This window comes from Burkholderia sp. BCC0097, assembly GCF_902832985.1.
Lineage (GTDB): Bacteria > Pseudomonadota > Gammaproteobacteria > Burkholderiales > Burkholderiaceae > Burkholderia > Burkholderia orbicola.
Genome location: NZ_CADFDM010000009.1, coordinates 265,625 through 284,879, shown reverse-complemented (window position 1 = coordinate 284,879; position 19,255 = coordinate 265,625). Strand labels below are relative to the sequence as shown.

The following is a 19,255-nucleotide window of genomic DNA, read 5'->3' as shown; positions in this document are numbered from 1 at the left end:
CCGGCGCAATACCCGCGCAACGCGTTCGCGCGTGGCCGGGCTGCCGCTTCGACCAGGAGGTTTTCGATGACAACGGACAAACCGTCGCGCGTCGCCAGCGCGAATTCGCGCACGGCCGGAGGTGGGCCGGGGCCCGACGTGATGGCCGCCAGCACGTTCGAAGGCGATCGCGTGCTGACGATCGACGGCGACGATATCGGCAAGATCGCCCACATCATGCTCGACGTGCGCGCCGGGCGAATCGCGTATGCGGTCGTGTCGTCCGGCGGCCTGCTCGGGATCGGCGACAAGCTGCTCGCGGTGCCGTGGAACGCGCTCGTCCTCGACGCCGAGCGTCAATGCTTCGTGCTGCCCGTCGACACCGCCCGTGTGCGCGAAGCGCCCGGCTTCGACAAGAGCCGCTGGCCCACGATGGCCGACCCCGAATGGGCCGAAGCACTGCATGCGTACTACGGCAGCTCGCCGTACTGGCTGATCGAGGAAGGCGAAACGGCGCTCGATTCACCGCCGTACGAGGCGTCGCCGGGCGGCCCCGAAGACGCCACGCGGCAACACTGAAGCCTGCCCGCCTGAAAGCCGGTCACCGCGCGGCGGCCACCGTCTTCGCGAGTTGCCGCGCGGCGTTCAGGTGTGCGTTCAATACCGGCAGCGTGCGGGCCGCGAATGCGCGCAGCTGTGGGTCCCGGCCGTCCTTTGCCTCCGTTTCGTAGAGCCGGATCGCCGCTTCGTGCGCGCGGGGCCCGGCCAGCGCCACATACGCCGTATCGAACGCACGCCCCTCCTTCGCTCGCAATGCCGTCACCGCCGGATCGACGAGCATCCGCGTCTGTACCGGCACGCCTTTTTGCGCCCCGATGCGCCGCAATTCGTCCGCGATACGCGCGTGATCGTCGAGCATCCGGCGTGCGAAGGCCTTGACTTCCGCGTTCGACGAGCGGTCGAGCGCGAGCTGGCTTGCCTGTCGCTCCACCTTGCCGAGCATGCCCGCCTTGTCGACGAACTCGGCGTCGATGCCGGTCGGCCGCTGCGTCATGCCGGCCTCGTCGGCGGTCGGGCCCGGACGGATGACGCCCGGCGCGACCTGCGCGGACGAAGCGGGCGGCGTCTGCGCGTGCGAGAGGGCAAGCGTCAGGACGCCGGCGGCGGCCCCAGCCAAGGCCACCGGTCGACGCCTGCTTTGCTTCGTCCGGTTTGCTTTTGTCATCCGCGCCTCCGTGTCGGGCGACGGAGCGGGCCGGCCGCGCGGCTTGCCGTCACGCGGGACGATGGGCCGACGTGAAGAAATCGGTCCATGCGCCGTTGTGCCACGCGCCCTCGGTACGCTCCACCGACAGCGCGCCGGCGGCGAGCATCGTCCGCTCCGCGAACGTGATCGTGCGCCGCGTCACGTGCGCGGCCAGCACCACGCCGTTTTCGCATTGCTTCAGCGCGCCGTGCCCTTCCGGCGCATCGCCGCGCATCCGGCCGAGCGCGCCGCACAACGCGCCGACATAGCCGCCGACGAGCGGCACGCCGATCCACGCGAGGGGGGAATGCAGCCCGCCCAGATACAGCAGCGCGGCCCCGACGAGCCCGACGATCGCGCCGATGGCCACGCCTTCCAGCGCACCGAGGCCGCCGGGCCGCGCGGCGGAGTCCGCATAGACGTCGCCGCCAAGCCAGAACAGTGCGTGCTGTCCCGGCGGATTGAGAAAGAAGACCTTCACGTCGTCCCGGTGCATGGCGTGGCCGCGCAATTGCTCCGCGCAGCGTTCCGCCTGCTCGAGCCGCGAGAAACGGCCCGCGATGATGGTGTCCATGTCGAACCTCCTGCCCGGTGACGCGCAGGGTCGCGGGCGCGCGACGCCCGATCGGCCCGGCGCTGGCCCGCGCATCACGTTACTTCCGGCGGATCTGCAGCTTGTCGCGCACGCCGCTCACGCCGCTGACGTCGTGCGCGACGCGGATCGCGGTCGCGCGTTGCCGCTCGTCGGGCACGTTGCCCGTCAGTTCGGCCACGCGGTCGCGCACCTGCACGTCGATGTCGCCTGAGGCCAGGCCGCGTTCGGCGACGAGCGCGGCCCTGACACGGGACGCGAGCGTCGCATCGCGGATCTGGCCCCCGACGGCCGACGCCTGGCTGGCGAGCTTCGCACGCGTGCCCTCCTCGGCCGATGCGTAGCGGGGTGTCGCGATCCATGCACACGACAGCATCAGTATGCTCGCGATCGGCACGACCGGCGTCCTGTGTCGCGTGCGCGCCGGCTTGCCGCCGGTGCGGTCGTGCCGCGTGTGTTCCGTTGCGTCCATCGTGCCTCCTTTTTCGTATGCGATCGACCCGCCGCCGCGCCGTATGGATACGGCTGGCTACCGCCGACGCGGCTTCCCGTCGCTCGTGTCGCCCGTGTCGCCCGCGTCATCCGGTACGACGTCGACGATCACGCTCGCGAGCGTCGGCATGTCGACCGGCTTGCACAGATAGGCATCGAATCCTGCGGCCATCACCCGGCGCCGGTCGGCCTTGCCGGCGTGCGCGGTCACCGCGACGACCGGCAGATGTCCGCCGCCGTTCGGCAAGCGCCGGATCCGGTCCAGCAGCCAGTAACCGTCGCCGTCCGGCATCGCGAGATCCGACAGCACGACGCTCGGCGGCTGCCGCTCCACCGCTTCGAGCGCATCGTGCCCCGACCGCGCGGTCGATACCTGTGCGCCCATCGTTTCGAGCGCCGCCGCGAGGCTGGTCCGGGACGTTGCGTCGTCGTCGACCACCAGCACGCGCTGGCCGTCGAGCGCGACCGTGTCGGACGCGCCCTTCGCCCGCGACGGCTGCTCCATCGGATCGTCGGCGTCCCAGCCGGCCGGCAGCGTGACCGTGACGGTCATGCCGCGCCCGGCGCCCGCGCTCGTCGCGACCACCTCGCCGCCGTGCAGCTGCGCGATGTTGCGCACGATCGACAGGCCGAGCCCGAGGCCGCGCTTCGGCGACGTGAACGCGCCTTCCGGCCGGCTGAACGTCTCGAACAGGTGCGGCAGGTATTCCGGCGCAATGCCTTGCCCGGTGTCGGACACCGACAGCCGCACGCGCTCGCCGGCGCGCGTCAGCGATACGTTGACGCGGCCGCCCGGCGGCGTGAACTTGATCGCATTCGACAGCAGGTTCGACAGGAGCTGGCGCAGGCGTTCGCCATCCGCCGGAATCACGCAGGCCGGCATCGCGTATTCCGTCGACAGCACGAGCCCGTTCGCCTGGGCGGTCGTGTCGAGTTCACGCGCGGCGTCGCGCACGATCCGCACGAGGTCGACCGGCACGCGTTCGAGGCGCAGTCGGCCGGTCGCGAGGGACGATGCGTCGAGCAGGTCGGCGACCATGTGCGACAGCGAGCGCGCGCTGCGATCGATCGCGTCGACCGCCTGCTGCGCGAAATCCTGCCCGTCGGCGTTGCGCAATACCTCGACCCAGCCGTAGATCACGTTCAGCGGCGTGCGCAGTTCGTGCGACACCGTCGCCAGCAGCTCGTCCTTCAGCCGGTTCGACGCGTCGGCCTGCACGCGCGCGTCGCGGGCGCCGCGCAGCGAGCGAAGGTGGTGGCGTTCGCTGCGGCGGCGTTCGCCCGCTTCGCGCAACGTCAATGACAGGCCCGCGCAGTGGCCCTGCGCGTCGACGATCGGCGACGCGGCGAAGGTGGCGCGAAAACGGCCGCCGTTGGGGCGCACGCAGAGTACGTCGAGCGGCCCGACCGGCGCGCGCAGGTCCGCGAACGACGCGGGCACCGCGTGCCGGCGCAACCAGCGCGGCGCGATCATCGTGACGATGTCGCGGCCGTTCGCCTGGGCCGTATCGAGGCCGAAGATGCTGGCCGCGGCCGGATTCCAGCTGGTGATCCGGCGCGCGGCATCGGTCCCGACGATTGCGTCGGGCGACGCATCGACCACCCGGCGCAGCAGCCCGTCGTCGGGCACGCTCACGGACGACGGCTCGCTCTCGTCGTCGCCGATCTCCCGCAACCGATCGTTCGCGAGCAGCGGCTTCACGACCGCCACCAGCACGCATTCGACGAAGCTGATCGCGACGAACGCGCCGGCTTGCGCCAGCAGCGCCGGCAGCGACGCGTCGCGCCACCACAATGCGCCGATCACGCCGACACTCGCGGCGGCCGCGGCGAGGCCGCCGCCGAACGACGTCAGCCATGCGGCGGCCGCCACACCTGCGTAAAAAGGCAGCGGTGCAAAGGGCGCGTGCTCGCCGACAACCCGAATCGCCCACGCTTGCAGCGCGGTCGCGAGCCCGACGGCCAGTACGACCCATGCCCCCTGCCGGAACACCTCACGGGTCAGAGTCGTCATTGCATCCTTGCATCGCGCCGGCTGTCGTCGTGCGGAGGCATACCCCCTGTCGGCCATGCGGCGTGCCGTCGAACGCGCCGGGCGAGCGTGAAAACGCCAGCAAACAGCGTACCTGGTGGCGCACGGATCTCACGGTCGCGGCAATGGAGGCTGGCCGCTGCGCCCGCACGGGCGACGTGGTGGGTCGTCTCCCTCGCCTCCCGCGCCGTCGCACGCCGTCGTAATGTGCGGCCGGCCGCTTTTTTCATCGGGTTTCTGTAAAAAAAGCGCGGGCCGACTCGAACGTGGTGTCACGCCACGGCTTGCGAAAGAAACCGATGGCCTGCTTCTTTCGCTCGCGCCGCGCACATTGGAATTTTCTATACGGCGGCACCTTTGCGGTCGTTTCGCTGTCGATGATAAATATTGCAATCAACGGAACGTGTGATGCCGTTTTTCAAAACGGCCCGCGAACGCCTATGGGTGAATCCGCCAACCGGACGAAGCAGCGCGCAGACGGTCGCCGGCTGTCCGGCCGGTCTGCCGCGATGCGCACGCTGCTCGGCCGTATCGAGAAAATCGCGCCGAACCGCGCGAGCGTGATGATTGCCGGCGAAAGCGGGGTCGGCAAGGATATCGTCGCGCGTCGGCTGCACGATCTGAGCGCGCGGCACGACGGCCCGTTCGTGCCGATGAACTGCGGCGCGATTCCGGCCGAGCTTGCCGAGGCGCAACTGTTCGGGCACGAAAAAGGCAGCTTTACCGGCGCGATCACGCAGCGTGAAGGTTTCTTCGAAGCCGCGCGCGGGGGCACGCTGCTGCTCGACGAAATCGCGGAAATGCCCGCGGCGCTGCAGGTGAAACTGCTGCGGGCGATCGAGTCGAACACGATCGTGCGCGTGGGCGGCACCGAGCCGATTCCGCTCGACGTGCGGTTCGTCTCGGCCACTCGGCACAATCCGGCCGATGCGGTGCGCGACGGCCGCTTGCGCGAGGACTTGTTCTACCGGCTCGCCGCGTTCGCGATCTACGTGCCGCCGCTGCGCCAGCGCGACGGCGACGTCGAGATGATCGCGCAGGAATTCGTCGACACGCTGAACGCGCGGCATCGCGCGCACAAGCGGCTGACCGACGCGGCGATCGCCGCGTTGCGCGCGTATTCGTGGCCCGGCAACGTGCGCGAACTGCACAACACGATCGAGCGCGCGTACATCCTGGCGGACGAAGGGATCGACGTCGCGCTGCCGAAGCAGGCGCTGCCGGCAGCCGAGAGCACGGCGGAAGGCGCGATGGCGCTGCCGGTCGGCGCGACGCTGCACCATGCGCAGCAACGCTTCATCGCGGAGACGCTGCGTCACTTCGACGGCAACAAGCCGCGCGCGGCCAAGGCGCTCGGCATCAGCCTGAAGACGCTCTACAACCGGCTCGCGCTGATGCGTGACCAGGACGACTCGTAAGCGGTGCGGCCCGCATGCCGCGGGCCGTCAGTCGCCAGCCGAATCAGGCCACCTTGAATTGCCCGACCGTCGTCGCCAGCGCGTTCGCCTGCGACTGCAGCGCGGTGGCCGCCGCGGTCGACTGTTCGACGAGCGCCGCGTTCTGCTGCACCATTTCGTCGAGCTGGCTGACCGCGCGGTTCACTTCCTGGATGCCGCGTGTCTGCTCGTTCGCCGCGTGCGTGATCTCGGAGATGATGGTCGTCACGTTCGACACGTTGGCCACGATCTCGCGCATCGTGTCGCCGGCCTGGCGCACCTGCCCGGACCCGGCCGACACGCTCGCGACCGTCGATTCGACCAGCACCTTCACTTCGCGCGCCGCCTGCGCGCTGCGCTGCGCGAGACTGCGCACTTCCTGCGCGACGACCGCGAAGCCGCGGCCCTGTTCGCCCGCGCGGGCCGCTTCCACGGCCGCGTTCAGCGCGAGGATGTTGGTCTGGAACGCGATCCCGTCGATCACGCCGATGATGTCGCCGATCCGGCCCGACGCTTCCTCGATCTTCCCCATCGTCGCGACCACGTCCGACACGACCACGCCGCCGTGCGACGCGATCCGTGACGCGGCCGCCGCGCGTTCGTCGGCCTGGCCGGCGGCCGCCGCCGACTGACCGACGGTCGCGGTGATCTCTTCCATCGACGCGGCCGTTTCCTCGAGGCTCGCCGCCGCCGATTCGGTCCGCGACGACAGGTCCTGGTTGCCCGCCGCGATCTCGTTCGCGGCCGTGCGCACCGATTCGCTGGCGTCGCGGATCTGGCGCATCACGTCGTTCAGCTTGTCGACGAAACTGTTGAACGAGCGCGCGATGTCGGCGACTTCGTCGCGGCCGTCGGCCGGCAGCCGCTTCGTCAGGTCGCCGGCGCCCGAGCCGATCGCGGCCATCGCCTGGCGTACCTGCGACAGGCGGCGGAACGCGGTCGCGGTGATCGCGCCGATGATCAGCGACGCCACGCCGACGATCACGATCAGCGTGATCAGCGATGCGGTCAGCAGCGAACGCATCCCGGCCGTCGCTTCGGTCTTGTCGAGCAGCACCAGCGCGTACCAGTCGGTGCCCGGCACCGGTTTCGCGCGCACCAGCTTCGCGTCGCCACCGACGCCGACCTCGACCGGCGCATTCGCCGCCGCGATCGAGGCCACGCCCAGCGAGCCGAGTTCGGGCGAGACGTCTGCGACCGGCTTCAGCGTGAGCTTGGCGTCCGGGTGCGCGACGACGTGGCCGCTGCTGTCGACCAGCATCCCGAAGCTCGCCGGCGTCGGGCGGATCGACTTCACGTTGGCGATCACGCTGTCCATCGACACGTCCGCGGCGACCACGCCCTTCAGCGCGCCGTCGCGCAGGATCGGCACCGCGAACGTGACGACGAGGTTGCCCGTGCCGGCATCGACGTACGGCGGCGTGACGACCGGCTTGCCTGCCTGCGCGGCCTGCTTGTACCACGGCCGGCCGGTCGGGTCGTAGTCGGGCGGGATGCCGGTCGGATCGGAGAAGTGGAACGCCTTGTCGGCGTAGCCCGCATAGACGTTCGTGAAGCCGCCGGCCGCGGCCATCTGCTTGAACACCGGCAGCGGATCGGGCGTCAGCGCGGCGTCCTGCAGCGACGCGATCATCCGGCTGCGGGTGGCGACCCAGTCGGCGATCCCGACCACGTGGCCGCTGGCGACGGAGATCAGGTTGCGGTCGATCGCGTCGTCGTTGTACGAGCGTGCGATGAAATAGTTGATCAGGGTCGACGCGACCAGCGCGAATACGACGATAGCGACGCACGCGGCAAGGATGCGGGCGCGAATGGACGAGAACATGGCAACGACTCGGTAAGGGAGCGGGAACGCCCGGTGGACGAATTCACCGGGTAAACGGCAAATCGCACCGCTTACTTGAGGTCGTTGTGACAATTCAATGAATCATATGACGAAACGCGTCGGCGACTGTCGGCGGATCGTCAGGATGCCCGGCTTCGACGGGCGTGCCGCGCGCCGGTCCCGGCGCCCGGCTTCCCTCCGCTACAACCGGTGGCTCGGACGCGGATCGTCGTCCGCGGGCGCCGCGTCGGCCCGGGTATCGCGGCTCAAATCGTCCTTCTGGCGCATCCGCTCGCGCAGGTGCCGGATCGCGAATACATGGATGTAGTCGTGCACGCGCGCACCGGACGACAGCGCGCGCACTTCGTCGTCGAGCATCGCACGCAGCTGATCCGCGCCGATCGCGCGCCGTTCGGCGGCTTCCTTGAGTGAATCGAGCAAATTGTCCTTGGACATCGACAGACTCCTGACGGTCGAGGAACGAAAAGATGACGGTACTGGAAGCTTAAAGACTGGATAGACGAGCGGCGTACGATGCGCCGACGCGTGTTTGCGCGCGATCAACGGCACATTGCGTGCCGCCGCGCCGATTCGTTTCCGAACCGGCCGCGCGGGGTTCGCGATGCACATGGCCCGCGAACGAAACTGAAAGCCCTGCCACGCCACCCCGGGCGCGACACTGGCGACCGGCGGCGGATGGAACGCCGCGCGACGCCGATGCAGTGGGGAAACTTAGATCGTCCGAAATCATGCGTCAAGCGCGCCTCTGCCATGCATTCGTCGGACGAATGCGCCGGACCGGCCGGTCGGCCGCCGCGCGTGTCAGCGGATTCCGATACGCATCGCGCAATTTCCTGACAGCGACTTCAGCGCGCGCCGCTTGGCAGCGCGCCCTCGCCACACGATACTGGTCACATGAACCAGGCGTTCATACCGGAACATCGCTCAGTCGGCCGTCGAGCCGGCATGCGGGGTCCGGCGCAGGAGACCAACCATGGCACATCGCAACTTGCCGGCCCGGGACGGCCAGCGGCGCGCGTCGGGCAACGCGCGCGCCCTGCCCGCCCGGGCCGCGTCGGGCGGCAACCGTCCGTCCGACGATCTCGACACCCTGCTCGCGCTCGCACGCGAGGCCGGGTTGCTCGTCACGCTCGACGGGCAGATCGGCCGCGAAAAATACCAGAGCGTCGCGGGGTCGGTCCTCGCGTTGCAGCGGTTCGCCGCGGCGCTCTGTGCACGACACGCGGCCGATGCGCCGGCCGGATCGGAGCCCCGCCGCAAGGCACGCCCTGGCTGGCCGCATGCGAATCGTTTGCGTAGCCGCACGTGCAGCGCGTGTGCGCCGCTGCATGTCGTGCGTCCGCATGTGCGGGTACGACGCGGCGCTGGCCGTCGGCACGACCTGCGATCCACTCTTCGTACCCTCTGATCTCCGTACTTCACCGACATACGGTACGGTACCGTGCGATGGCTGCGCGCGCCACGGCGCGGCTGCCATGCCGGCGCGCTGCCGTGCACGCGTTCACGGTCGTCTCGATCCATATCGAAGCGAACGCGCGCGATGATGCGCCGCTCGACGCGGCCGCATTCAACACCCTTTGCTGCGGGAAGTGGATTCGACGGGGCCACGCGGAAAGCGGACGGGGTGACTTGCACCCCGCCCGTCCTCCAAGGCAACCGTCGTCGGTTGCCTACCCTCGTGCCAGAGAGTTCCCGGTCGGTCGACGCGCCGTATAAACCCGTGGCGCGGCTCCTGAAATGATGTGACGGAAGCGAATGCGGTGGAAATGGCTACCCGCATGCAGGCGCGGGATCGTGTGCAAGCACGACAGACCCGCCGCGTCACCGGACGTTCCATCACTGTCTCACGCGATGCGCGTTGCGTTTCTGATGCAGGTCAATCCTGAGCCGCATCGATCGCAACGACGCGCGATTCACTCCGCACCACGCACCAGCAGCACGGGCACCTGCGCGAGGTGTGCCACGCGCCGTGCGACGCTGCCGATCAGCCAGGCGGCAATGCCGCGACGGCCATGCGTGCCGACCACCAGCAGCTCTGCCCGCCAGTGCACGGCATCGCGCATCAGCGCATGGGCCACGTCGTCGCTGGTCGGATGCGTTTCGACGATGCCGCGCTTGGTCGGATTGCCCGTCGCATGAAACAACGGGCCGATCTTCGCGAGCGCGTCCTCGCCCTCCGCGCGATACGCATCCTCGAGCGCGCGCACCGGCACGACATCGGTCAGACGAACCGCGCGGTCGATCACGTACGCCGCATACAGCAACGTCCCCGGCGCCGCGAAGCCGAGCCCGACGCGCACCGCATGCAGCGACGGCTCGCTGCCGTCGACCGCGAACATCAGCCGCTGCAGCGCGCCGTCCGTCGGCCGTGCATAGGTGCCGGGCACGATCAGCAGCGCGCAGCGCGCGCGTTTCGTCAGCGTGTCCGACATCGCGCCTTCGACGAGCCGCAACAGCCCGTGATGCGGATTCGCGCCGATCACGAGTACGTCCGCGTGCCACGTCGACGTATCGTTCACCAGTGCGTCGGCGACCGAGCCGCCCGTGACCGACGTATCGACGACCGCCTGTTCGACGTCGATGCCGACGTCGGCGAACAGCGCAGCGATCCGCTCGCAGGTGGCTTGCGCTTCGCGCATCATGTCCTCGCGCGCGGATGTCAGCAGCGCGTCGATGCGTGGAATGTCCGGCAACACGAGGCGCGGATTGTCGATCGCGCAAATGATGCGCAATCGCATGCCGGGGCGCAGCAGCGTGCGCACATAGCGCGCGGCGGTCAGCGATTCGGGCGTCGGGTCGACGGCCAGCGCGATCCGCGCGAGCGTCGGAATGGATTGGGCAGGCTGCATGGCGACGATCTCCGTGCGTGCGCGTCGTCGCTGAACGACGACGGGAGCTTCGCGCGGCAGCGGCGCGCGGCGGCCGGATAGCCGCCGCGGTCGCGGGGGATCGGGGGATGCCACGCGAAGCGCGGGCAAGCAATGCGTTCGTTCAGCATAGGCCGTCCGGCCCGCGCGTGCATGATCGCGATCAACGATCGTGCGGCACCCCGCCCGCTCCCTCCGTTTACGACTTCGTCGGCATCGACGCGGCCGGACGGTTCGCGTAGAACAGCGCGTACGCGATGCCGAGCAGCACGATCCACACCGGCCCGATCACGAGCGCGACGCGCGTATCGGGCGTGAACGCCATCAACACGACGACCAGCACGAGAAAGCCGAGCGCGACGAACGAACCGAGCGGATAGAACGGCACGCGAATCGGCAGGCGCGCGACCTTGTCGGCCGATAGCGTGCGACGAAACCGCATCTGCGCGATCAGGATCACGCACCACGTCCAGATCGCGCCGAACGTCGACACCGACGTGAGCCACGTGAACACGTGCTGCGGCGCGAGATAGTTGAGCAACACGCCGATCAGCAGCAGCGCGACCGACACGGCCACGCCGTACACGGGCACGCCGCTGCGGTTCACGCGACCGAGCGCGGCCGGCGCCTGGCCTTGCTGCGCGAGGTTGTAGAGCATCCGCGCGGTGCTGAACAGGCCGCTGTTGCACGACGACAGCGCCGCGGTCAGCACGACGAAGTTGATGATGCCGGCGGCGGCAGGAATGCCGAGCCGCGAGAACGTCATCACGAACGGGCTGCCTTGCGTGCCGATCTGGTCCCACGGATAGAGCGACATGATCACGAACAGCGCGCCGATGTAGAAAATCAGCACGCGCCAGAACACCGAATTCACGGCCTTCGTCAGCGACTTCTCCGGGTTGCGCGCCTCGCCGGCCGTGAGGCCGAGCATCTCGACGCCGAGATACGCGAACATCACGATCGGAAGCGCGGCGATCACGCCGTTGATCCCGTTCGGCATGAAGCCGCCGTGCGACCAGAGGTTCGAGATGCCGGTCGCGACACCGCCGTTGCCGATGCCGAACGCGATCATCAGCCCGCCGCCGATAATCATCAGCACGATCGTGACGATCTTGATCAGCGCGAACCAGAATTCGAATTCGCCATACAGTTTGACCGCGATGAAGTTCACCGAGCCCATCGCCAGCAGCGCCGCGAGCGCCCAGATCCAGTTCGGCACGCCCGGGAACCACATGTGCATGTAGACGCCGACCGCGGTGATTTCCGCCATGCAGGTGACGATCCACACGAACCAGTAGGTCCAGCCGGTCAGGTAACCGGCGAGCGGGCCAAGGTAGTCGCGCGCATAGCGGCTGAAGGCGCCGGCGACCGGGTTGGTGATCGCCATCTCGCCGAGCGCACGCATGATCAGGAAGATAGCGAGGCCACCCAGCAGGTAGGTCAGCAGGATGGCCGGGCCGGCCGTGCGGATCGCGGTGGCGGAGCCGAGGAACAGGCCGACGCCGATCGTCGCGCCGAGCGCCATCAGGTTGATGTGCCGCTCTTCCAGCCCGCGGTGCAACTGGTCTTCTGGTTGTTTCAAATCCGTCTCCTGGCAGCCGCGAGCGGGCCGCCGTCATTGTGTCGATGACCATGCGCGCCCGTTCATGCCGATTGTGGCAGCCGAAAACGAAATAATCGCCGCTGTCGATTTCCGAATAAGAAACGACACGGATACCGCGTCAATCCGGTTGGAATTGCTGCGGATTATCCGACCTTTCCGGAACAATCCGGAAAAACGGATCGAGCCTTTCACTGAATACCCCCGAGCGGCCCGCGCGACGCGGCTGTGCGCGTGACGAGCGACAACGGGATTCATCGCTTTCGGCGCGAACGAACGCGCGTCGAATGTGCGCAATTTCGCGCACGCAATATGCAGGCGGGATTATAGGGAGGATCGGCGGTTTCGTGCCAGGCGATTTTGGGGGAAATCGCGGCGGGTGAAAGTGGTGGGGAATTCGAATGCGCGTAAAGCGGTGGGCGTATTTATTTCGACAACGTCGCCCGCACCGTATATTCGCCTTCCAGACCACCATGATCAGGCCGCACGAAATACCGCGACGAATCCAGATCGGCCGGCAGCGGCTCGACCGGATAACCGTGCTTTTCCCACGCATCGAGGCCGCCCTTCAGCGCGCGGATGTTGTGGATCATCTTCTTGCGCTGCATCTTCGCGATCAGCCGCTTCGCGGTCGCCTCGTTCGGGCACACGCAATAGACGACGATCGGCCGTTTCAGCACTTCCGGGTCGAGCAGGTCCGGCGAATCGAGATCGACCGGCACCGCGCCCGCAATCCGGTACGGCTCGCGGTCGCGGATCGCCTTCGGCCGCGCATCGAAGATCAGCGGCGGTTCGTCGGACGTCATCATCTCGACGAGCTGCGGCGGCGAGATACGCACCTGCGCGAGATAGCGGCGGAACTGTACGCGGCGCACCCAGCGGTACAGCAGGAACGTGATGAAGATCGCGAGGAACGCGTCGAGGATCGTGCCGCCGCTCGCGCGCACCCACAGCACGAACTGGACGATCTGGTCGTGAATGGCCGCACCGCCGATCAGCCAGAACGCCGCCCACAGCGACGCGCCGGCCAGATCCCAGAACAGGAACACGCCGATGCCGATCGCGGTCGTGCCGAGCAGCGGCGCCGACACGAGGCCGAGGCCCGGCAGGAATTTCGACAGCACGAGCAGCGGCGCGCCGTACCTTTCGAATACGTTACGCGCGAAGCGCAGCGTCGTGTCGAGCGACAGCGAGAAGCGCACGAGGCCGTTCAGCAGGCGCCGGCCGCGCGTGCGGCCCATGAAGAACCACAGCGAATCGGCCAGCATCGTCGCACCGATCGCCGCCGCGAACATGCTGACCCAGGACGCCTGCCCCATCGCCGCCATCGTGCCGCCGAGAATCAGCATCGGCACGGCCGGCACCGGCACACCGAGCTGCGTGATCAACACGCTCGCGAACACGGCCCACGGGCCGAGCGACGATGGAATAGCGATGGGAAAGTGCCACACGGCGGCGCTCCTGGAAGACATGCGGGCCGCGCGACAGGGCCGTCGGTACGGCGGCGCAACGGCCGCCGCGACATGTTCGCGACCGACCGGTGCATCAGGGGCATTCTAAACGGGTTTGACCTCGACCGCGCGGAACACGAGCCGTCGGCACGGGCTTTGCGCGCCGCGTGACGCGACCGTGACGGTCACACGTCGGAGCGCTGCGCGAGCTGCGCGACATGTTCCGCATAATCGGGAAACTCGGCCGCCAGCGCGGCTGCATCGGCCAGCTCGAATTCCGCGAACTCGAACCCCGGCGCAACCGTGCAGCCGACGAGCGCGACGTGCGCCGGCGACGCGCAGCGCGCACCGAACCAGCTTCCGGCCGGCACGACCGCCTGGAACACGGTGCCGGGATGCGTGAGCGGGTTGCCGAGCTGGTGGATCGTCAGCCCGTCGCGCCCGTCGAGCACCCACACTTCGATCGGATCGCCCGCATAGAAATGCCAGACCTCGTCGGAGCGGATGCGGTGCCATGACGAATACGCGCCGTCGCACAGCAGGTAATAGATCGCGGTCGACGCGGCACGGGACGCACCGTCGGCCGGACGCACGACCGGATCGGTCGCGCGGTAGGTTTCACGGAAATAGCCGCCTTCGGGATGCGGCTGCAGGTCGAACTGGCGAATCAGGTCGGTCGCGGAAATCGGCATGGCAAATGACGTCGGTAAGGTAGGAAACCGGCATCCGGCGGGCCGTCCGATCTCGATTCAGGCGACCGGGTGCCGCCGGATGTCCCTGCGTCGATCGCCGCGGCCATGCGCGCGGCGAACAAGCGGACACCGGCCGATGCTGCCAGAACTGCGTGCCCGGATGCAACCGTCGACGCGCGGTCGCGCACCGGCGAGCGTACTGGTCGCAAGATGCAACGCGCCCGACCAAGCCGACAGCCGACCAGGCGCCCGGCAGCCGGTCGCCCCCCCGATCCGCGCGCAGCGTCGGCAATCGTCCCGCCGGGATCAAGCGGTCGCCGGCGCGCCCGGCTCGCCGTGCCGCACCAGCAGCACCGGCCGATCGGCCGCACGCAGCAGCGATTCCGCCACGCTGCCGAGCAACAGTCTGCGCAGGCCGTGCCGCCCGCTCGTACCCATCACGATCAGGTCGGCGTCGGCTTCGGCCGCCGTGCGCATCAGTACCGTCGCGATGTCCTCGCCGTACGCGTCGAGCGCACGCACCGTGCCCCGCACATGCTGCTGCGCGAGCACCGCTTTCGCGTGGTCGAGCACCGGCGTCGCGGCATCGGTCGCGGCGACATCGCCATCGCGCTCGGCGGCGAAGCCGGCGTCGACGTCGACGAGCTGCGGCCGATGTTCGACGACATACGCACAGGTCACTTCGCCGCCGGAAGCCGTCGCGATCCGGATCGCCTCGTTCAGCGCGAGACGCGCGCTCGGGCTGCCGTCGAGCCCGACGAAAATCCGCTTGTACATGGTCCGTCCCTCCGCCCGGGCGCGCGTCGCGCCCTGCGCAATCACGATCCGTTACCGCAAGCCGGCCCGGTGCCGGCTTGCCTGCCGAACAGTCTGCCCCACGTGCCGACGTGTGCGTTGACGCGCATCAAGCGCGGCCGGCGCGCCCGCAGCTTCATGTCGTTTGCCGCTATTTCAACCGACCCCATTACAAAAAATGTGTAAAGCGCGCACAATTTAATCTTCAAAATAGTCGTTGCACGCAGCCGGTGCGAGTTTTCCCGGTTTTGCCGCGCTGTCCGAGTGCCCCGGGTAGCCCGAACAACAGAATGGCCATCGAATGACCCCCAGTGGAACCCCGACGCGAGACGCCCGAGGGCCCACGCGCCTCCAGACCATGCTACGCCAGCCGCTCGCGGCCGGCGTCGCTGCACTGTGCGCGGGCGCGCTGCTGTCGCTCGGCGTCGCGCTGCTGGTGCGCGAGCAGTGGCAAGGCGCCGTTCATACGCGTTTCGAACGCCGCACGACGCACGTGACGGCGATGCTGCGCCACGAGTTGCAGGCCGGCGTCGCCGTGCTCGAAGGCGCGCGCGGCACGTTCGGGCTCGTCCCGGACATGACGCCCGGCCAATGGCGCCGATATGCGGAGACGCTCGATCTCGACAGCGGCCGCTCGCCGGTCCGGCAGATCGGCTATGCGCCGCTCACGCCCGCGGCGCGCGGCGCGCTGGCCGGCGCAAAGCCGCTGCCGGCCGATCCGCTCGCGGCAGCGACGCTCAGCGCCCCCATCTCGAGCTCGCCGGTCGTGCGTTTCGGCGCGTCCGACGCGGCGCCGCTCATGCGCGCGCTGCAGACCGGTGACATCGCGCTCGGCGTCCATCCCGCCGACGACGACGCCTCCCGCGACGCCCGTACCCTGACGCTGTTCCTGCCCGTGGCCACCTCGCCGCTGGCCGCCGCCAAGCCCTCCGGCGCGCGCGAAGCCGGCGCCGACGGGGTGCTGTTCGCGGCACTGAGCCCGCGGCGCCTGATCGAGCGCGCGCTCGATGCGGAACGCGGAATCGACCTGTGGATGACCGCCGGCGGCGATTCGCGCGCGATCGCCAGCGTCGAGACGACGACCGACGAAGCGTCGGCGTCGCCCGACCTGATGCGGCGTACCGATGTGCTGAATTTCGGCGGCACCGCGCTGACGCTCGCCTATTCCGCGGACGGCCGGCCGAGCGCGACCGGCGCGCAGCGTGCGGCCGGCACCGTGCTCGCCGCCGGGCTGATCGCGTCGTTCGGGTTCGCGGCGCTCGTCCATGCGCTGCTGCGCAGCCGCGCCGATGCCGGCGCGAGCAGCCGCGGCATACTCAACGAGGCACGGATGATGGGCATCATCCGTTCGTCGATGGAAGCGATCATCACGATCGACGAGAAGCAAACCGTCGTGATCTTCAATCCGATGGCCGAGCAGGTGTTCGGCGTGTCCGCCATGGAGGCGATTGGCGCGCCGCTGTCGCGCTTCATTCCGGAGCGGTTCCGCGCCGCACATGCGAAGCACGTCGACCAGTTCGGCGTGACGGGTGTGTCCGAGCGGCAGATGGGCCACCAGCGCGTGCTGTTCGGGCTGCGGGCCAACGGCGAGGAATTCCCGATCGAAGCGTCGATTTCGCAGATCCGCGACGCGTCAGGCAAGCTTTATACGGTGATGCTGCGCGACATCACCGAGCGGCAGCGGGCCGAGAATGCGCTGAAGCAATCGCGCGAGGAATTGCGTGAACTGTCCGCGAACCTGCAGAACGTGCGCGAGGAGGAAAAAACCCGCATCGCCCGCGAGCTGCACGACGACCTCGGGCAGCAGCTCACCGCGTTGAAGATGGACCTGTCGGTCGTCGAGCAGCAACTGCGCATGCCCGGCCGCGCGCAACCCGACGAAGGCGTGCAGACGCATCTGCAAGGCATGCGGCGGCTGATCGACGCGACGGTCGCGTCGGTGCGGCGCATTGCGGCCGACCTGCGGCCGGTGATGCTCGACGATCTCGGCCTCGTCCCCGCGATCGAATGGCTCGCGAACGATTTCACGAACCGCTACGGGATCGATGTCGAGCGCCACATCGAGACAGGCGGCCTCACGTTCACGAGCGCGGGCGCGACCACGCTGTTTCGCATCGTCCAGGAAGCGCTGACGAACGTCGCGCGCCATGCGGATGCGACGCGCGTGGCGTTGCGGCTCGACGTCGAGGAAGGCCATTGCGTGCTGCGCGTCGCGGACAATGGCCGCGGCGCGGCGCCCGGCGGTCCGGCCCACGAGGACAAATCATTCGGCCTGATCGGCATTCGCGAACGCGCGCACATGCTGGGCGGCACCGTGACGATCGACACCGGGCTCGCGCGCGGCTTCTCGATCACCGTCGCGTTTCCGCTCGCCACCGTTCAACAGGACACGCTCATCACATGATCAAGGTGCTCATCGCCGACGACCATACGCTCGTACGCGACGGTCTGCGGCACATCCTCCAGAACGCCACCGGATTCGAGGTGGCCGGCGAAGCCTTCGACGGCCCGTCGACGATCGCGCTGGTGCGGGCGACGCCCGCGCAGGTGCTCGTGCTCGACCTGTCGATGCCGGGCCGCAACGGCGTCGAGCTGATCAAGCAGATCAAGGACGAGAAGCCCGCGCTGCGCGTGCTCGTGCTGACGATGCACGCGGAGCAGCAATACGCGGTGCGGGCGTTCCGCGCGGGTGCGTCGGGCTATCTGACGAAGGAAAGCGCGAGCGCGGAGCTGGTCGGCGCGGTCACGAAGGTGGCGTCGGGCGGCGTCTACGTGAGCCTCGCGATGGCCGAGCAGTTCGCGCAGAGCCTGAACGAGCCGGCTGAAACGCTGCCGCACCAGCGGCTGTCCGATCGCGAATTCGATGTGTTCCGGCGGATCGCCGCCGGCCAGACGCTGACCGAGATCGCGAATGCGCTGTGCGTGAGCGCGAAGACGGTCAGCACCTACAAGACCCGGATTCTGGAAAAGATGCAGATGCCGCACGAGGCGGCGCTCGTGCGTTACGCGATGCGGCACAAGCTGCTCGACGAAACGGACGACGTGTAGGACGACGTGTAGGACGACGTCCCGCCGGCGCAGTGCGGGCCTCGCTCACCGGGCCCGCGTACGAATGGTTACTTCCCGGGCACCGGGCACGCGAGGTCGCCTTCCTCGCAGGACAGATAGCCCTTCAGCGTTTCCGTGCGCGCTTTCGTCAGATCGTCGAGACAGGTCGATACGACCATCGGGTACGCACTGCCGCCCTCGGCATTCGCACTCGAGAAATGACATTCGGCATCGCGGTACGCGATCCACGCGCGCTGCGCATTCACGAGCTTGTCGGCGAGCGGCGGCGCACCGCGCAGGCGGGCCGTGACGGCCTGGTAGGTTCGGTTCAGCTCTCCGTCGGATTTCTTGTACGCGCGATCGGCACACGCCGTCATCGTCGCCTGATCCGTCGCGTCCGCACAATTCGCCTGCGCATGGGCGACGCTCGCCACCAGCGCCAGCGAGCCCAGCAGACCAGTCAAGAAACGCATGGATGCTCCTTGTTGTTCGTTGAAGTGTGGAACCCGGCAGCCCTGCTGCGCCCCGTGTGCATTGGCCGCGCTGCCGCGGCGGCATCGCCCGCGATGCTAGCGCACGCGCGACGGATTGTCAGCGGGTGCGGCGCTGCGAGGGGTGTGATCGTTTATGGCAAGATGTCGTTGAACCAGCGCCAACCGGCATCGGGCGTGTCGCTCATGCGCGCCGCGGAATATCCGCCACCGGTTTGGCCGCCGAAATTCGTGCGTCGGGCGACTCGATGAAGAAGACGCAAAAAAGCCCGCACGATACGCGTGCGGGCTTTCTCGATGGGGCGCAGCCGCGGCCCGAGGACCGCGAAACCACGACCGGCTCAGTGGCCGAAGTACACCGACGAGCGGTCGCTGACGGCCGGCGCGACCGCGCGCTGGCCCGATTGCGACGTCGCGACCGGGTTCGAACCGTAGCCGGTTGCGTCGGCTTGCGCGCCGGTGTTCTGCGCGGCGGCGATCTTGGCCTGGGCGGCCTGGATGTTTTCCGGATAGTTGATCCAGTCATTCGGGTTGTAGCCGGCCTTTTCGAGCTGGACCAGTTCGGCGCGCACTTGAGCGCGCGTCAGCGGCTGCTGGTTCGATTGGGCGAACGAGACGACCGGTGCGGCCACCAGGGCGGCCAGTGCAACTGCCTTGATCAGCGATTTCATGATGCGTTACCTCCAGG

At 68.5% G+C, this 19,255-nt stretch carries 18 protein-coding genes; 5 read left to right on the top strand and 13 right to left on the bottom strand.

The features are described from left to right. The first annotated feature begins 66 nt into the window (after positions 1-66). Complete coding sequence (locus HWX07_RS28875) at positions 67-558, top strand: PRC-barrel domain-containing protein (protein WP_175878602.1); 492 nt, start codon at positions 67-69, stop codon at positions 556-558. A 22-nt stretch (positions 559-580) separates the two neighbouring features. Here the strand turns inward: HWX07_RS28875 and HWX07_RS28870 are convergent, their stop codons facing one another. The 4 genes from HWX07_RS28870 to HWX07_RS28855 form a co-directional block, all read right to left on the bottom strand. Continuing rightward, complete coding sequence (locus tag HWX07_RS28870; RefSeq protein WP_175878601.1) at positions 581-1,204, bottom strand: DUF4142 domain-containing protein; 624 nt, start codon at positions 1,202-1,204, stop codon at positions 581-583. A gap of 49 nt (positions 1,205-1,253) precedes the next feature. Beyond that, positions 1,254-1,799: a hypothetical protein gene (locus HWX07_RS28865; protein ID WP_012340042.1), complete on the bottom strand. Its 546-nt coding sequence runs from the start codon at positions 1,797-1,799 to the stop codon at positions 1,254-1,256. 79 nt (positions 1,800-1,878) lie between these two features. Beyond that, positions 1,879-2,289 carry a BON domain-containing protein gene (locus HWX07_RS28860; RefSeq protein WP_012340043.1) on the bottom strand — a complete coding sequence of 137 codons (411 nt, stop codon included), beginning with the start codon at positions 2,287-2,289 and terminating at the stop codon, positions 1,879-1,881. Positions 2,290-2,346: 57 nt separating this feature from the next. Then, positions 2,347-4,323 (bottom strand): ATP-binding protein, encoded by a 1,977-nt coding sequence (locus HWX07_RS28855; protein ID WP_175878600.1) that lies wholly within the window; start codon positions 4,321-4,323, stop codon positions 2,347-2,349. Between the two features lie 395 nt (positions 4,324-4,718). Between HWX07_RS28855 and HWX07_RS28850 the strand changes: the two genes are divergently transcribed. Next, positions 4,719-5,759, top strand: a complete 1,041-nt coding sequence (locus HWX07_RS28850; protein WP_175878599.1) for a sigma-54 dependent transcriptional regulator — start codon at positions 4,719-4,721, stop codon at positions 5,757-5,759. Between the two features lie 43 nt (positions 5,760-5,802). On the opposite strand, the gene HWX07_RS28845 is transcribed toward HWX07_RS28850, so the two are convergent. Next, positions 5,803-7,602 (bottom strand): methyl-accepting chemotaxis protein, encoded by a 1,800-nt coding sequence (locus HWX07_RS28845; protein ID WP_012340046.1) that lies wholly within the window; start codon positions 7,600-7,602, stop codon positions 5,803-5,805. Between the two features lie 201 nt (positions 7,603-7,803). Further along, complete coding sequence (locus tag HWX07_RS28840) at positions 7,804-8,058, bottom strand: DUF3562 domain-containing protein (protein WP_012340047.1); 255 nt, start codon at positions 8,056-8,058, stop codon at positions 7,804-7,806. Between the two features lie 538 nt (positions 8,059-8,596). On the opposite strand from HWX07_RS28840, the gene HWX07_RS28835 reads away from it, so the two are divergent. Continuing rightward, positions 8,597-9,031: a hypothetical protein gene (locus HWX07_RS28835; protein WP_175878598.1), complete on the top strand. Its 435-nt coding sequence runs from the start codon at positions 8,597-8,599 to the stop codon at positions 9,029-9,031. A 505-nt stretch (positions 9,032-9,536) separates the two neighbouring features. Here HWX07_RS28835 and HWX07_RS28830 read toward each other — a convergent pair. The 5 genes from HWX07_RS28830 to HWX07_RS28810 form a co-directional block, all read right to left on the bottom strand. Continuing rightward, the gene (locus HWX07_RS28830) at positions 9,537-10,472 is read right to left on the bottom strand and encodes a universal stress protein (protein ID WP_175878597.1); all 936 of its coding nucleotides are present in this window, start codon (positions 10,470-10,472) and stop codon (positions 9,537-9,539) included. 217 nt (positions 10,473-10,689) lie between these two features. Continuing rightward, positions 10,690-12,072 (bottom strand): amino acid permease, encoded by a 1,383-nt coding sequence (locus HWX07_RS28825; RefSeq protein ID WP_011547725.1) that lies wholly within the window; start codon positions 12,070-12,072, stop codon positions 10,690-10,692. Positions 12,073-12,515: 443 nt separating this feature from the next. After that, positions 12,516-13,541, bottom strand: a complete 1,026-nt coding sequence (locus HWX07_RS28820; protein WP_012340050.1) for a DedA family protein/thiosulfate sulfurtransferase GlpE — start codon at positions 13,539-13,541, stop codon at positions 12,516-12,518. Positions 13,542-13,726: 185 nt separating this feature from the next. Next, on the bottom strand, positions 13,727-14,233 hold the full coding sequence (locus HWX07_RS28815) for a cupin domain-containing protein (RefSeq protein WP_012340051.1): 507 nt from the start codon (positions 14,231-14,233) through the stop codon (positions 13,727-13,729). 306 nt (positions 14,234-14,539) lie between these two features. Next, positions 14,540-15,010: a universal stress protein gene (locus HWX07_RS28810; protein ID WP_012340052.1), complete on the bottom strand. Its 471-nt coding sequence runs from the start codon at positions 15,008-15,010 to the stop codon at positions 14,540-14,542. Between the two features lie 319 nt (positions 15,011-15,329). Between HWX07_RS28810 and HWX07_RS28805 the strand changes: the two genes are divergently transcribed. Continuing rightward, positions 15,330-17,432 carry a PAS domain S-box protein gene (locus HWX07_RS28805; RefSeq protein ID WP_175878596.1) on the top strand — a complete coding sequence of 701 codons (2,103 nt, stop codon included), beginning with the start codon at positions 15,330-15,332 and terminating at the stop codon, positions 17,430-17,432. Next, a complete protein-coding gene (locus HWX07_RS28800) occupies positions 17,429-18,076 on the top strand; it encodes a response regulator transcription factor (protein ID WP_006479054.1) in 648 nt (215 codons plus the stop codon). Before HWX07_RS28805 ends, HWX07_RS28800 begins: the two co-directional genes overlap by 4 nt. 68 nt (positions 18,077-18,144) lie before the next feature. Here HWX07_RS28800 and HWX07_RS28795 read toward each other — a convergent pair whose 3' ends face one another. Together HWX07_RS28795 and HWX07_RS28790 are read right to left on the bottom strand one after the other, a co-directional pair. Then, entirely contained in the window at positions 18,145-18,549 is a 405-nt protein-coding gene (locus tag HWX07_RS28795; RefSeq protein ID WP_012340054.1) for a lysozyme inhibitor LprI family protein, read from the bottom strand. 359 nt (positions 18,550-18,908) lie between these two features. Next, entirely contained in the window at positions 18,909-19,238 is a 330-nt protein-coding gene (locus HWX07_RS28790; protein ID WP_012340055.1) for a DUF4148 domain-containing protein, read from the bottom strand. Positions 19,239-19,255: the final 17 nt, after the last annotated feature.